The following is a 14,665-nucleotide window of genomic DNA, read 5'->3' as shown; positions in this document are numbered from 1 at the left end:
ACCGCTAATTATCAACAAGCAGAGCTTATTGATAATAATTTATGAAACACTTAGTTTTTGAGGATTGGTAGTGATTGGCTCAAACACAGTCAGGTAATTGATTTGATGATGAGGCTAGCCTCATCGAACTCAGGTTATTAGCAATTGCGATCGCGATCGCCAAATATCGGTGACAAATTCGCGAGTCAAAAGTAAAGCTAGTAAACTACCAATCTTTTTTTACCCAATTCCAGGTAGCAATTTCCCTATAAATAAAGGAGTTGAGAGGAGGATAACCGTCAATCAAAAAGATATTTGCAAAAAAGTTTGATTCGGGTGATAGGTAACTTGAAAAAAGTGGGTAAGCTGAAGACACGAAGCAAACAAACAACCCCAACACTTACAGGAACTAATCAAAATGAGAACTGAACTACAAGCTAAATTCCTCCAACACCTCAACAACCGTAAACAAAGCGAAAAAGGATTCACACTAGTAGAACTGTTAGTTGTAATCATCATCATCGGTATCTTGGCTGCAATTGCTCTTCCCAACTTCCTCAACCAAGGTGCAAAAGCTAAACAAAGCGAAGCTAAACAAAATATCTCGCTGATCAACAGTGCTCAAACCACCTTCCGTCTCGAAAAAGACGCATTTGCAACTAGTTTTGACGAGCTAGCTGTTGGTGCTTTAGCTGGTGACGGTGTTACCAACACTACCAAATACTATACATACACCATGGCTCCTGCTACCGACACTTCTACCATTATCGCTGCCCCCAACGATACTTCTCTCAAGTCTTATGGTGGTGGGAACAGTCGCTACACCAACACAGCTAACCTCAGTGCAACCGCTTCTATCATCTGTGAATCAATTGCTCCTGGTACTACCGCAATCGTACCTGTAATGACTGCTGGTACTACTACTACACCTGCTGCTTGTGATACTGGCTTCACTTCCTTAGGTAGCTAATTAGTCTTAGTTTGCTGCTGATAGTATCAAACTTGGATGATTCATACATCAAAACCCCTCACCATAGTTAGCTATCTTGAGGGGGTTTTTCTGATATTGCGGTTCAATTACTTTAATTAATCTAACTCGAACTAATATCAATCGGATAAAGGGTTAGGAGCGGACGATCTGGAGATATTTTACAAATGAAACCTGAGCTAAAAGTTAAACTGATTCACCATCTCAATCGTAGTCGAAACGAAAAAGGTTTTACACTTGTCGAACTGTTAGTTGTAATTATTATTATTGGGATCTTGGCGGCAATTGCACTACCTAGTTTCCTCAACCAAACGGCTAAAGCCAAGCAGACGGAAGCTAAACAAAACATTGGCATCACCAACCGCTATCAAACTGCCTATCGCTACCAAAATCAGCAGTTTGCGAGTAGCTTTGACCTATTGGCAATTGGGACTCTTTCTAGCTCCACTGGCATCGCGGCTACTACGCAATATGATTATACCCTCACTAGTGCAACTGATAGCGCGACGATGATTGCGACTGCGCGAGATGTTGCGCTCAAAGCCTATAGTGGTGCTAATAGTCGCTATACCAACAGTGCCAACCACAGCGTGATTACCAGTGTGATGTGTGAAGCGATTGCGACTGGTACCACTACTGCGGTTGCACCGACGATCTTTCCTACTGCTGCACCAATTTGTCCGGCGACTGGATATGTCCAGATAAGTTCTTAATTACATTTACTCCTTCACTCGCATAGTTGAGACGATAAGTTAAATATATTTCGAGCCATAAATATTTAAATTAGAGTAAATATATCTAGTTGAGCGGGAATGTCTATTAAGTAAATTTACGGACAGCCCAAATTCTTCATGCTCTGTTTGGGTAATATCACTGATTCGGTACTAGTTAGTTATAGATATAATTTAGTTGAATATCGACAAAAATTACCTAATCTGAACTAATATGCCATGCAGACATCTCCAGATCATCCTGCATCGATTTCAATCGCTCCTCTCCAGCAAGATCTACATCAATCGGTAATCGAGTCAAAACATCCAGTAATTCAATCTGTTGATTTTTATGAATCAGCAATCTTGGTAGATCGGAGCATATTAAATAACTACTGGTATTTGGGTTTGAGTTATTTATTATCAGGCAGATTAGAAGACGCTCAATTTGCTTGGCTTATCCCCTTAGCGGATGCCGACGACTCAGAATTAGCAGTTTATACTGATGACTTGCTAGAAATTCTAGAGCGGGAAGCTAGTTATCGCTCTCAACTTTTAGAGCTAGAAATAGCATGGTCGATTCGTTTACAGATATTGGCATTCGCGCCGCAGCGAGTTAAAAATGTTTTACAGCTTATTACCCTGGCAAATACACTCGATCTACTAACATCAGATTTATTAGTTGAGTGGGAGATTAATGAATTATTCGCGGCAGTACCAATCGAGATATATGACGATCTTTTATTAAAACAGGCAATCGGCGCATTATTACGCAGAGTTCATACTGATTTGAGCTTGGAGATCGTGAAATATTGTCTGAAGTCAATCGGTGGTCGGCAGCGCGATTTTGTTTCTCAGCTACTCAATTTAGCATTTGATTTATGTCATCATCAAAACTTAGGACTATTTTCAGTTAAATTATTAGAGTTTTGTCAATCTTTATTTCCCAACGATCTAGAGATCTGTCAAGCATTGACTTGTTTTTACTCAGAAGTCGAGCTTCATGCCGCAGCAATAGCTACTGCCGAAGATGTTTGTCGATTGGCAAAAACTCGATTCGAGCAGCTCTTTGGTAGCTATTTGCTCCAGAGAGCATATTTTACCGCAGGCAACTGGCAAGGTGCGAAGGATAGACTCGATCGACATCAACAAATACTACAAGAAATTGTTATTGAAGATCCGATCTACTTACCTAAAGTTTACAAGCATATTATAATCTCATCGTTTTTTAGTCCATATATAGAAGACAATCCTAGTATTAATAGATCGCTACAGAATCAATTAGCTGCAATTTATCAAAGTAGCTTCAATTCACCAATCGTCAAATCCAACTTAGCAGAAGTATCACTAAAAAAAATACCAGGAATCATCCGAATCGGTTATCTAGCTTCTACTCTCAGAGCACATTCAGTTGGGTGGTTGAGTCGCTGGTTATTTCATTATCACGATCGCGACAAGTTTCAGATTTTTATTTACTGTGTCAATCAAATCGATAGCGACTTATTCAATCATAAATGGTTCAGAGATAAAGTAGATGTCACTTATTATTTAAATCATAACTATTTAGAAGCTGTTGCCCAAATCAGAGCAGATGAAATTGATATCCTCATCGATTTAGATAGTCTGACATTTGATATTAGTTGTGCGATCGTGGTTCAGAAACCAGCTCCAGTTCAAGTAACTTGGTTAGGTTGGGATGCTTCAGGACTACCCGCAATCGACTACTTTATCGGCGATCCTTATGTGCTGGCCGAAAATGCTCAAGATTACTATCAAGAAAAAATTTGGCGATTACCCCAAACTTATCTTGCCGTTTGCGGATTTGAAGTTGGAACCCCCACCTTAAAACGTCAAGACTTGCAAATTCCTAATGATGCGATTGTCTATTTTAGCTCTCAAGGTGGCTATAAACGCCACCCAGATAATGTTCGCTGTCAAATGCGAATCATTAAAGCTGTTCCTAATAGTTATTTATTAATCAAAGGGCAAAGCGATCCGCTCATAATTCGAGATTTCTTTGAGAAAATTGCCGCAGAAGAAGGTGTAAGTTTAGAGCAATTAAGATTTTTAGAAACTGTCTCAGATGAATATACACACCGAGCCAATCTGGCGATCGCAGATGTCGTTCTTGACACGTTTCCTTACAATGGTGCAACTACTACGCTAGAGACTCTATGGATGGGGATTCCGATGGTGACTCAAGTCGGACAACAGTTTGCAGCGCGTAATAGTTATACATTTATGCGTAATGCCGGAATAGAAGAAGGAATCGCCTGGAGCGAGCAGGAATACCTAGATTGGGGAATAAAATTGGGACTCGATCGTGAATTAAGATGGGAAATTCAGGGTAAATTACGCACGGGTAGGAATACTGCACCGATCTGGAATGCGAGACAGTTTACATTGGATATGGAGCAAGCCTATCGAGGAATGTGGGCTAAATATCAGGAGCAACAGTCAGATGCAGCAAACGATCGATACTTAAATAATTAATATATGCACACAGCAAATGCTCTGCCAGCTTTGTCTCAGGCTCTCGACAACTTTGCCGATCGAGAATCGCTATTCAACTCTAATAATTTAGAGCAAATAGTCAATTACTATGAGACTATCATCACTCATGGAGATGAAGATAGTTACAATTATTGGTATTTAGGACTTGCTTATCTCCTCCAAGAGCGAGAAGCAGATGCCCAATCTACTTGGTTTATTCCTTTTACAGAAGCTTCAGAACTAGAAACAGTAGCTTTAACTAGTGAATTATCCGATGTGCTCAATCGATCTGCTAGTCAAGAGTTCACCAAAAATAATTTTGATAATGCCTGGAGTATCAGCCAATATCTAAGAGAAATAGATTCGACACATGTTCAAAACTTATTACGCTCAATTTTACTAGCAATTGAACTGAAATTATTTAGCCCTAATGATTTAGTAGAGTGGCAGGGTGTAGAAATATTAGCTACTTATGTCGATCTTGAAGCGATCGGTACCACATTAATTGAAGATGACAGAGAGCTGTTAGGTCAATTATTAGCATCACTTTTGAATTTTCCTACGGAATTGACTTGTGAATTTATTCGTCAGTGCTTAGTTAGTTTTTCAATATCTAGATCCCAGAATATCAAAATAGTCAGTGATACTTTACTAAATCTGAGTCATCGATTTGGTACTAGCTCATTCATGACTAAAATTCTAGAAATTTGCTTGGAATTCGAAGGTGACAACATTACGATATTACAGATTCTCTCTAGATTATACTGTAATATTTATGAATACCAAAAAGCAATAGATACTAGTTTTGTAGCCTACAAATGTTGTGAAAATTCTGCTCAGAAGATTATTACCAATGCAAATATAATTAGAACTCTTTTAACTGCTGGCGATTGGCAGAGCGTACTACCAATTGTCGAGCGACACGAGCAATTATTTGAAACATTTATCATTGAAAAATACGATACTTTAGAAGAGGGAGTCGATCGTGCGATTCTCATATCGGCAACTTTTTTGCCCTACATCGCAGATCGCCCAGACTATTATCGAGAAATTCAAAATCAAATAGCTAAGAAGTATCTAACTTACCAAGTAACTACTAAAAAGGATCGTGCTGAATCAGCTTCATTACCCAAGCAGCGAGGAAAAATTAGAATTGGTTACCTAGCCTCTACACTACGTAAGCATTCTGTTGGCTGGCTGAGTCGGTGGCTATGGCAATACCACGATCGCGAGAAATTTCAAATTTTCACATATTGTATCAATCAAAATTATGATAATCCTTTTTACCAAAAATGGTTCCGAGATCGATCTGATGTCAGTTATTGTTTAGGGGCCGATCCTGACTTAGTTACCGCCCAAATTCGTGTCGATGAAATCGATATTTTAATCGACTTGGATAGTCTGACTCTCAGCACTACGTGTCAGGTATTAGCCGCGAAACCCGCACCAATTCAGGTGAGTTGGTTGGGTTGGGATGCCACAGGTTTATCCACTGTTGATTACTTTATGGCAGATCGGTATGTATTGCCAGAAAATGCTCAAGACTACTATCAAGAAAAGATTTGGAGATTACCTCAAAGTTATCTAGCTGTTGATGGATTTGAAATTGGGATATCCACAATCAACCGCCAAGATTTAGATATTCCTGCTGACGCGATCGTTTACTGGAGCGGGCAAAGAGGCTACAAACGCCATCCGCAGACGATTAAGTTGCAATTGGAGATTCTCAAAGCGGTTCCGAATAGCTACTTGTTAATTAAAGGTGAAAGCGATCGATATACGGTCGAGTCATTATTTGGTATGATTGCTAACGAAGTAGATGTAGACATTAAGCGATTGCGGTTTTTGAATACTGTGGTGGATGAAGTTACCCATCGTGCCAATCTGGCGATCGCCGACATCGTGCTCGACACTTTCCCCTACAATGGTGCCACCACGACCCTCGAAACCCTGTGGATGGGCATCCCGATGGTGACTCAAGTCGGACAACAATTTGCAGCGCGCAATAGTTACACCTTCATGCTCAATGCTGGGATTGAGGAAGGGATTGCGTGGAGTCAAGAGGAGTATGTAGAGTGGGGGATAAAATTGGGACTCGATCGCCAGTTGCGAGACAAAATCGCTGGTAAACTGCGATCGGGACGTACCACTGCACCTGTGTGGAATGCCAAACAATTTACGCTCGACATGGAAGCAGCTTATCGCAATATGTGGTCGATCTATAGCGATCGTCTTGGCGATCGAGACATAGTATGATGACAGCGTGTAGTTGCGACCATAACTGAGCGAAATGCCACCACCTGATAGCAACGTGCGGTAACCCGTACTCAAACCTTGCTTGCCATGCCATACCGCATTCGGCTAAATTGGCACTCAGCAGTTGAGAGTGCTAAATACTCATAATAAATATGGCATCACTATCGTTAACCGTATCCACAGTCAAGCCTTTAGCCGATCGCGTCTTCGTTAAAGTCAGCGCATCTGAAGAAAAAACCGCCGGTGGTATTTTACTTCCCGACACAGCTAAAGAAAAGCCTCAAATCGGCGAAGTAGTCCAAGTTGGCCCTGGCAAACGCAATGAAGATGGTACTCGTCAAGAGCCTGAAATCAAAATCGGCGATAAAGTCCTCTACTCCAAATACGCTGGTACCGACGTCAAGCTCGGCGGCGACGAATATGTGCTGTTGTCTGAGAAAGACATCCTCGCAGTAGTCGGCTAATACAGTGTCACTTGTCACTAACCACTAACCCTCTACACTCCTAAAATTAAAGATTATGGCAAAGCGAATTATCTACAACGAAAATGCTCGTCGCGCGCTCGAACGTGGGATGGACATCTTGGCTGAAGCGGTAGCAGTTACCCTCGGCCCCAAAGGTCGTAACGTCGTCCTAGAAAAGAAATTTGGCGCACCCCAAATCGTCAACGATGGTGTCACCATTGCCAAAGAAATCGAACTCGAAGATAACGTCGAAAACACTGGTGTAGCGTTGATTCGTCAAGCTGCATCCAAAACTAACGACGCTGCTGGCGACGGTACTACTACAGCAACCGTCCTCGCTCACGCGATCGTCAAAGAAGGATTACGCAACGTCGCGGCTGGTGCCAATGCGATCGCCCTCAAGCGTGGGATCGACAAAGCAACTGGTTTCCTGGTTGAGAAAATCGCGGCTCATGCTAAACCTGTCGAAGACTCCAAAGCGATCGCCCAAGTAGCAGCAATCTCTGCTGGTAACGACAATGAAGTCGGTGAAATGATTGCCAACGCAATGGATAAAGTCGGTAAAGAGGGCGTTATCTCGCTAGAAGAAGGTAAGTCCATGATTACCGAACTAGAAATCACTGAAGGGATGCGCTTTGATAAGGGCTATATCTCCCCTTACTTCGCTACCGATATGGAGCGGATGGAAGCGGTGCTAGAGCAACCTTACATCCTGATTACTGACAAAAAAATCAACCTAGTTCAGGATCTTGTGCCAATTCTTGAGCAAGTAGCTCGTTCCGGTCGTCCCCTGCTGATTTTAGCTGAAGACATCGAAAAAGAAGCCCTCGCTACCTTGGTAGTCAACCGTCTGCGTGGTGTCTTAAACGTTGCAGCAGTCAAAGCTCCTGGTTTTGGCGATCGTCGTAAAGCGATGCTCGAAGATATCGCTGTATTGACTGGCGGTCAAATGATCACCGAAGATGCTGGTTTGAAACTAGATGCAACTAAACTAGAATCCCTCGGTCAAGCGCGTCGGATTACCATCACCAAAGATAGCACGACGATCGTTGCTGAAGGCAATGAAGCGACTGTCAAATCTCGTTGTGAGCAAATCCGTCGTCAAATGGAAGAAAGTGACTCTTCCTACGACAAAGAGAAGCTCCAAGAGCGTCTAGCTAAATTAGCTGGTGGTGTAGCTGTCATCAAAGTTGGTGCTGCTACCGAAACTGAAATGAAAGATCGTAAACTACGTCTTGAAGATGCGATCAACGCAACGAAAGCCGCAGTTGAAGAAGGGATCGTTCCTGGTGGTGGTACAACCCTCGCTCACCTCTCCCCTGAGTTGGAAGTTTGGGCGCAAGCTAACCTCAAAGATGAGGAATTAACTGGTGCGCTGATCGTTACCCGCGCTCTCTCAGCTCCCCTCAAACGGATTGCTGAAAACGCTGGTCAAAACGGTGCCATCATCGCCGAACGCGTTAAAGAAAAATCCTTTGATGTTGGCTACAATGCCGCCACAAATGAATTCGTAGACATGTTTGAAGCAGGTATCGTTGACCCTGCCAAAGTAACTCGATCGGCTCTGCAAAATGCTGCTTCGATCGCTGCGATGATCTTAACAACTGAGTGTATCATCGTTGACAAGCCAGAATCCAAAGACGGCGCACCTGCTGGTGGCGGCGGCATGGGCGGCGGCGACTTTGATTACTAAGTCTTAATTTTCAATATTTTTCAAAGGGGAAACCCATTAATATTAATAGCTATCTTCATCTGAAGATGGCTATTTTTTATCCGAAATAGAATGAGATAGGTAAATCTAAATCGCCTTTGAAAACTCGCTCTAATGAAAAAATCATCCCCGAATGGAGTTATAGATTTCTGCTATGTCGAGGTCGATCCATTCTTCCTACTCTCGATCTTCTTGATAAGAAGGTAGAAGACTCACTTAAATCTATTTTACTTGTACTCAAGCTAAAGATCGATCGCATTCTCTCCTGAATATGCAGTAATAAGTTTGCCTGTCTTGAATTTAACCCAAGCTGTAAGATAACAATCGATCGAGTAATGGTTGAAATATTTCTTGTCCTCTGAGTTGCTTGCGCCATCGATCGGGTATGGCTGCTACTCCACCACGAATTCCAGCAATGCCCCCAGGAATGCAAGCCGTAGTGTCAGTGTCCTTGCCTAATGAGATCGCGTGTTTTACAACTAATTCATAGCTATCATTTTCCATTACCATCCGTGCCGATCTCAAAGCATCAATGACATAACCACGACCTTTCCCTTCTGCCATTTCCCCGTGCTTACTTGCCCAATGCGATTGCTTGAGGTTCGTGAAACTCGTAGGGAACTCCCAGCGCATCACCAATTAATCGACCCAAAATCCCACCTGTAATCCGTTCTGAGCGATCCATAATGTTAAAATTCCTAATATGGAAAGTTTACCCCAAGCCTAGATATTGTAGAGTAAATGACAATCTGGTTGAATCTGCTCGGAATTATTGCGATCGGGTGTGGTGTCGCCTTTAAAAATACTGGTATCACCGTAGCAGGTTGCGCGATCTCATTAGGTTTGTCGGTACCGATTATCTATAGCAGTATCCGTTCTCAAATCCCCAAATCGTTATCTCCAGCGCAGCGATTGCAGCTAGTTACGACGATTACGATGCTAGTTGTTGTTATTAGCTTGCTCAGAATTGGTGGTTTTTTTACTTATATTGGGGGGCTATCAGCAGGAACGGATTGGAGTGCAGTTGGTGCTATAGGCTTGTGGGGTGGTGCGCTCGGACAGACGGCGATCGCCACAATCGCCGCGTTTGTCTCTTGGCGACAGTATATCGTTTCTCGCGATCTGACGATCGAGCAAAACCGCCTCAATCGTCAGCAAAACATCATCACTCAGCAACAAACGATCGACAATTACTTTCAGGGCATTTCTAACTTGGTACTCGACAAGGATGGTTTTCTGGAAGATTGGCCGCAAGAACGCGCCTTTGCGGTGGGACGTACAGCGGCATTATTGGGTAGTGTCAACGCAGCAGGGAAAGCTCGGGTACTCCGCTTCCTATCGCGCTCCAAATTATTGACGCCCTTGCAGCGCGATCTCCGGCTGGGCAAGGTAATTCTCAATGGGGATGGGGGTTATGATGAAGATCGGATCTTTGGCGTTCGGGTCATCAATTTGGGTGTGATGCTTGCAGGCGTAAATTTGGCTCAAACCGATCTGCGGTGGACAGATCTCAGCGATGCCAATTTGATGCGGACTAATTTAGATGGCTGCAATCTATCACAAGCCAACTTATCTAAAACTATTCTGTATCAAGCTAAATTAACTAATGCAAATATCAAAGGTGCAAGATTGTTTTATGGCGATCTCGAATTTGCCAGTCCCCGTATTCCAGATTGCGTTCCCGACTATCTGACGGGGAAATTCACTGGTGCGGTAGTCGAAGCCGCAGACTTTACCAATATGCGGCAGATGTCTGAGGAGCAGCGTCACTACTGTTGTGCTTGGTGTGGCGAAGCATCGCGGCAAACAATTCCTGGGGGCTGTCAAGGGATTGCCAATCGGTTGACCTCGATCGAGTATTCCACTTCCGCGCGATCGTTTGATGATGATTATATTGGTTGAAAATCAATAGTAGATTTCTTGTAAAAGTCTAAGGTTAACTGCGAATCGATACCCTCTACCCTCTGTCTTGATGCGCTAAACCCTCGGGGAACCCTACGTATCGCGCATCGCTACCCTCTACCCTTTACCCCGATGACTATTATCTTGTACTGGGGTGATGATGACTACGCAATCACCAAAGCTGTCAGTGCGATTCAACTTTCGGCACTCGATCCCGCTTGGACGAGTTTTAATTATGAAAAGATCGCTCCAGAGCGCGAAGATGGGGCGATCGCGGCTCTGGATGCGGCAATGACTCCCCCCTTCGGTGGTGGTAAACGCGTGGTTTGGCTGGCAGATACGACCTTGATGCAGCAATGTTCGGAGCAATTGCTCGGCGATTTGGAGCGGACATTGCCACAAATTCCGGCGACTTCAATTCTGTTACTAACTAGCAAAAATAAACCTGATGGCAGACTGAAATCGACCAAAACAATTCAGAAATATGCCAATGTCCAAGAATTTAGTTTGATTCCCCCGTGGAAAACAGCAGAACTGAGCCAGCGGGTGCAAATTGTCGCCACAGAATTGGGGTTGAAACTAACAGCAGATGCGATCCAACTCCTCGCCGAATCAGTTGGCAATAATACGCGCCAACTCTATCTAGAATTGGCTAAATTACAACTCCTCGCAGGTGGCGCGGGACAACGAATCGATCGCGTGATGGTATCGAGTCTCGTAGTTGCCAATACTCAAACTAGTCTCCAACTTGCGGCGGCAATTCGGCAAGGTGATGTCGGGACAGCGTTACACTTGGTGAGCGAGTTATTAAACCACAACGAACCCGCGCTCAAAATAGTCGCCACTCTGGTCGGTCAATTCCGCACCTGGCTGTGGGTAAAAATGCTCCTAGAAGCTGGCGAAAAGGACGATCGAGTCATTGCAACTGCGGCTGGACTGGGCAACCCCAAACGCCTATTTTTCATCAAGCAGGAACTCCAATCTACCACTGCCGATCGATTAGCCGCCAGTCTCCCCAAGTTACTAGATTTGGAATTTCAGCTCAAACGTGGGGGTGAAACTACTTCGACGTTGCAAATGCAGACGATCGAGTTGTGTCGAATATTTGGGGCTAGGAAATAGTGGATAGTGGATGGTGGATGGTGGATAGTAGATATTAGTGCCCAGGTCGAGCTTGGACACCCTATGATGTTTCGGGAGTTTTGTCTCGATCGGGACTTACTGCTAGGATACTGCTCTAATTACGATCCACCATTCACCATTCACCATTCACCAAATGAAGATTCGTCGTCGTCCGCCCAGTGCAGCCATCAATGTCGGCCCATTAGAGTATCAGATCGTCGTTCCCGACGGTAAACCCGCGCACATCCTCGAAGAAATTGTCTGGGATAAAGAGCGGGAAGTAGCCTACCTGCGGGACAAAATGCCGCTAGATAAGTTGAAAAAGCAAGTGGCATTAATAGCACCCCCGTTGGACTTTTTGGGTGCGCTCCAACAGGGTAAAACACAGCCAGCATTGATAGCAGAGGTGAAGAAGGCTTCGCCGAGTCGGGGGGTGATTAGGGCAGATTTCGATCCGGTAGAAATTGCCAAAGCCTATCAGCTCGGCGGTGCGAGTTGCTTGTCGGTATTGACCGATCGCAATTTCTTTCAAGGTAGTTTTGAAAATCTGGCGGCTGTGCGCCAAGCGGTGGATTTACCGCTGTTGTGCAAGGATTTTGTCATCTATCCGTATCAGATTTACTATGCGCGCGCGCATGGTGCGGATGCGATCTTATTGATAGCCGCGATTTTGGAAGATATCGATCTTCAGTACTTTCTCAAGATCGTGCGGGTGTTGGGGATGACGGCTCTGATTGAGGTACACACGGAGGAAGAGTTCGATCGGGTGTTAGGATTGGAGGATGTGAAACTGATTGGCATCAATAATCGTAACCTCGCCGATTTTAGTGTCGATTTACAAACTACCAGTCAGCTTTTGGGAGCACGGCGACAAGCATTAAGCGATCGCGGGATCGCGATCGTGAGCGAATCTGGGATTCATACGGCGGAAGATCTTAAACTAGTAGCTGCGGCTGGAGCTAATGCCGTTCTGATTGGGGAATCCTTTATAAAGCAGGACGATCCCGGACAAGCGATCGTCGATCTGTTCGCAGCGTAGCTGTTGGCATTTATCCACTTATACCATCACCGATTTAGTTCGGTAGAAGATGACGGCACATCCATGGATCGAATTAAATTACCCTCGCTGATACATTACGAGCTGATTCTACAGGTACTAGAACGCCAAACGATGATGACAGCCGATCGCGACCCGATCGTCAGGGAACGAGTACAACAGTTGATCGTGACTCTCCGCAAAGCTCTATCTCAACAAAAGCTGCTAGAAGATACCTGCAACCATCAACAGATGGAGGTAGAACATGTCTGGGCACTCAATTCTGTTATCACTAATCCAGAGGTTGTCTAGTAACTACCAAGTCGTTGGGACAGATCCAAAGGCTTCTTCGAGAAGCGACTCGCGCTCCGTCTGTGCCTACAGCAGGCTTACGCCAACGACACGCCGAGCTTCGTATGCCTACGGCAGGCTACGCCAACGCCAACGTCTACGGCTTTGCCGAGGGTTTAGCGAGACAAGACAGCCTTTCGATCTGGGGATCTAGCAGTAATGGTCGAAATGTGTCGATCGCGCTGGATACTTGATTGTCAACGATCTAAGGTGACTTAACGTCAGTTCGGTTTAAGGCTATTGACTCCATCCCAATATTGCCACCGATTAAAATCGGGGCTAACGATCCAAAGTCCGCCTTCGCGGACTGACTAACTAGTCCGCGAAGGCGGACTTTGGATCATTAGCCGAGACTTCAGTCTCCAGGCTCTTCTTATCCCGAATTGACGTTACTTAGACTTGACTGCTTACTAGTTGTTGCTCGGGACTGACGATCGAAATATACGGTGTGCTGAGATATTTATCGGCGACAGTTTGGAGTTGCGCTGATGTCAGTTGTTGAATAGCTTGACTAAATTGGCTGTCAAAATCTACTCCCAATCCCAATAGCTCGTACCAGCCATAGGTTTGTGCCAACTGTCCGTTGGTTTGTTTGCCCAAGGCATATTGTCCGAGCAGTTTGTCCTTGGCGGTTTGGAGTTCGGCGGCGGACAGTGGTTCGAGACACAATCGATCGACTTCTGCGCGCAGTCCACTGACGGCAATCTGGGTATTGCTAGCGGCTGTGCCCATGTATACGGCAAAGTGAGAAGTATCTAGTCTGGTGGGGTAAAATGCCGAAACGTCATAAGCTAGTCCCCGCTTTTCCCGCAGCTCCACAAAGAGGCGACTGGACATGCCATTGCTCAGGTAGCTATCGATTAATTTGAGGGCGATGGAGTCAGGATCGTGGATGGCTGGGGCGAGATAGCCGAGCATGACGATCGCTTGTTGGGTGGCTTGATGTTCGACTTGGTACTGAGGATTGGTAGTAACTTTCTGAGTCAATAGCACTGGCGGCTCGATCTGGGGGATCTCCCAATCGTCAAATACTTGCGCGACCAACTCGATCGCTTCAGTGGGGGTAATTCGCCCTGCAAGGCTGATAATTAGGCGATCGGGACGGATATGAGTCTGATGGTAATCAACTAAGTCCTGACGGCTGATTTGCGCCATTGTCGTCGCAGTTCCCAAGCTCGATCGTGAGTAGGGATGTTCGCCATAAAGAGCTGTCCGCAACTGGCGGTAGGCATTATTAAAAGGTTGCTCTGTTTGCGATCGAATGGCTTGGAGGATCAGCTTGCGTTCGAGTTCGATCTGTGACTCTGGAAAGCTGGGAGTTCTGAGGATCTCGGCTGCTAGTTTAAATATATCTACCAAATCCGACTTGACTGTCTTGAGACTCATCTTGATATAGTCAGTCGTAGTATCGGCACTCAATCCCGCACCGACTGATTCTACTCGATCGGCAATTTCTAGAGCCGAGAGCTGTTGGGTACCCTTCATCATCACTGATGTCAGCAGTTGAGCAAGTCCCGCTTGAGCCGATAATTCCCACCGCCCCCCCGCTGGTATAAAAAATCGTCCAGACACGATATCTGCGCTAGGATTGGCGATCGTCAGAACGGTAATACCATTAGCTAGTTGGCTGCGATGAACTGGGGGATTTATCAT

The 14,665-nt window shown here is 44.8% G+C and carries 13 protein-coding genes; 11 read left to right on the top strand and 2 right to left on the bottom strand.

The window, feature by feature from the left end; genetic code table 11:
- The first annotated feature begins 397 nt into the window (after window positions 1-397).
- The 6 genes from ACEW9I_RS20310 (at window position 398) to groL (ending at window position 8,583) form a co-directional block, all read left to right on the top strand.
- Window positions 398-949: a type IV pilin-like G/H family protein gene (locus ACEW9I_RS20310; protein WP_373542143.1), complete on the top strand. Its 552-nt coding sequence runs from the start codon at window positions 398-400 to the stop codon at window positions 947-949.
- Between the two features lie 185 nt (window positions 950-1,134).
- Complete coding sequence (locus ACEW9I_RS20305; RefSeq protein WP_373542142.1) at window positions 1,135-1,680, top strand: type IV pilin-like G/H family protein; 546 nt, start codon at window positions 1,135-1,137, stop codon at window positions 1,678-1,680.
- Between the two features lie 237 nt (window positions 1,681-1,917).
- The gene (locus ACEW9I_RS20300; protein WP_373542141.1) at window positions 1,918-4,170 is read left to right on the top strand and encodes an O-linked N-acetylglucosamine transferase, SPINDLY family protein; all 2,253 of its coding nucleotides are present in this window, start codon (window positions 1,918-1,920) and stop codon (window positions 4,168-4,170) included.
- Window positions 4,171-4,173: 3 nt separating this feature from the next.
- Window positions 4,174-6,426 (top strand): O-linked N-acetylglucosamine transferase, SPINDLY family protein, encoded by a 2,253-nt coding sequence (locus ACEW9I_RS20295; RefSeq protein WP_373542140.1) that lies wholly within the window; start codon window positions 4,174-4,176, stop codon window positions 6,424-6,426.
- A 152-nt stretch (window positions 6,427-6,578) separates the two neighbouring features.
- On the top strand, window positions 6,579-6,890 hold the full coding sequence (gene groES / locus ACEW9I_RS20290; RefSeq protein ID WP_309742942.1) for a co-chaperone GroES: 312 nt from the start codon (window positions 6,579-6,581) through the stop codon (window positions 6,888-6,890).
- A 55-nt stretch (window positions 6,891-6,945) separates the two neighbouring features.
- Window positions 6,946-8,583 carry a chaperonin GroEL gene (gene groL / locus ACEW9I_RS20285; RefSeq protein ID WP_373542139.1) on the top strand — a complete coding sequence of 546 codons (1,638 nt, stop codon included), beginning with the start codon at window positions 6,946-6,948 and terminating at the stop codon, window positions 8,581-8,583.
- Window positions 8,584-8,901: 318 nt separating this feature from the next.
- On the opposite strand, the gene ACEW9I_RS20280 is transcribed toward groL, so the two are convergent.
- Entirely contained in the window at window positions 8,902-9,165 is a 264-nt protein-coding gene (locus tag ACEW9I_RS20280) for an ADP-ribosylglycohydrolase family protein (RefSeq protein WP_373542138.1), read from the bottom strand.
- Window positions 9,166-9,342: 177 nt separating this feature from the next.
- Here ACEW9I_RS20280 and ACEW9I_RS20275 point away from each other — a divergent pair, with 177 nt between their 5' ends.
- The 5 genes from ACEW9I_RS20275 (at window position 9,343) to ACEW9I_RS20255 (ending at window position 13,206) form a co-directional block, all read left to right on the top strand.
- A complete protein-coding gene (locus ACEW9I_RS20275) occupies window positions 9,343-10,503 on the top strand; it encodes a pentapeptide repeat-containing protein (protein ID WP_373542137.1) in 1,161 nt (386 codons plus the stop codon).
- Window positions 10,504-10,635: 132 nt separating this feature from the next.
- Window positions 10,636-11,625 carry a DNA polymerase III subunit delta gene (gene holA, locus ACEW9I_RS20270; protein WP_373542136.1) on the top strand — a complete coding sequence of 330 codons (990 nt, stop codon included), beginning with the start codon at window positions 10,636-10,638 and terminating at the stop codon, window positions 11,623-11,625.
- A 154-nt stretch (window positions 11,626-11,779) separates the two neighbouring features.
- Window positions 11,780-12,664, top strand: coding sequence for an indole-3-glycerol phosphate synthase TrpC (trpC, locus tag ACEW9I_RS20265; RefSeq protein WP_373542135.1), 885 nt, complete (start codon window positions 11,780-11,782; stop codon window positions 12,662-12,664).
- A 3-nt stretch (window positions 12,665-12,667) separates the two neighbouring features.
- Entirely contained in the window at window positions 12,668-12,973 is a 306-nt protein-coding gene (locus tag ACEW9I_RS20260) for a DUF5340 domain-containing protein (RefSeq protein ID WP_373542134.1), read from the top strand.
- Window positions 12,974-13,077: 104 nt separating this feature from the next.
- On the top strand, window positions 13,078-13,206 hold the full coding sequence (locus ACEW9I_RS20255) for a hypothetical protein (RefSeq protein WP_373542133.1): 129 nt from the start codon (window positions 13,078-13,080) through the stop codon (window positions 13,204-13,206).
- Between the two features lie 199 nt (window positions 13,207-13,405).
- Here the strand turns inward: ACEW9I_RS20255 and ACEW9I_RS20250 are convergent, their stop codons facing one another.
- The gene (locus ACEW9I_RS20250) at window positions 13,406-14,665 is read right to left on the bottom strand and encodes a M16 family metallopeptidase (protein ID WP_373542132.1); all 1,260 of its coding nucleotides are present in this window, start codon (window positions 14,663-14,665) and stop codon (window positions 13,406-13,408) included.

The organism is Chamaesiphon sp. (assembly GCF_041738855.1).
Taxonomy (GTDB): domain Bacteria; phylum Cyanobacteriota; class Cyanobacteriia; order Cyanobacteriales; family Chamaesiphonaceae; genus Chamaesiphon.
This window is presented reverse-complemented; position numbering and strand designations above follow the sequence as displayed.

Coding starts and splice junctions, on each gene's coding strand:
- ACEW9I_RS20310 (WP_373542143.1), top strand. CDS start 398: ATGAGAACTGAACTACAAGCTAAATTCCTCCAACACCTCAACAACCGT.
- ACEW9I_RS20305 (WP_373542142.1), top strand. CDS start 1,135: ATGAAACCTGAGCTAAAAGTTAAACTGATTCACCATCTCAATCGTAGT.
- ACEW9I_RS20300 (WP_373542141.1), top strand. CDS start 1,918: ATGCAGACATCTCCAGATCATCCTGCATCGATTTCAATCGCTCCTCTC.
- ACEW9I_RS20295 (WP_373542140.1), top strand. CDS start 4,174: ATGCACACAGCAAATGCTCTGCCAGCTTTGTCTCAGGCTCTCGACAAC.
- groES (WP_309742942.1), top strand. CDS start 6,579: ATGGCATCACTATCGTTAACCGTATCCACAGTCAAGCCTTTAGCCGAT.
- groL (WP_373542139.1), top strand. CDS start 6,946: ATGGCAAAGCGAATTATCTACAACGAAAATGCTCGTCGCGCGCTCGAA.
- ACEW9I_RS20280 (WP_373542138.1), bottom strand. CDS start 9,165: ATGGCAGAAGGGAAAGGTCGTGGTTATGTCATTGATGCTTTGAGATCG.
- ACEW9I_RS20275 (WP_373542137.1), top strand. CDS start 9,343: ATGACAATCTGGTTGAATCTGCTCGGAATTATTGCGATCGGGTGTGGT.
- holA (WP_373542136.1), top strand. CDS start 10,636: ATGACTATTATCTTGTACTGGGGTGATGATGACTACGCAATCACCAAA.
- trpC (WP_373542135.1), top strand. CDS start 11,780: ATGAAGATTCGTCGTCGTCCGCCCAGTGCAGCCATCAATGTCGGCCCA.
- ACEW9I_RS20255 (WP_373542133.1), top strand. CDS start 13,078: ATGCCTACGGCAGGCTACGCCAACGCCAACGTCTACGGCTTTGCCGAG.
- ACEW9I_RS20250 (WP_373542132.1), bottom strand. CDS start 14,665: ATGATAAATCCCCCAGTTCATCGCAGCCAACTAGCTAATGGTATTACC.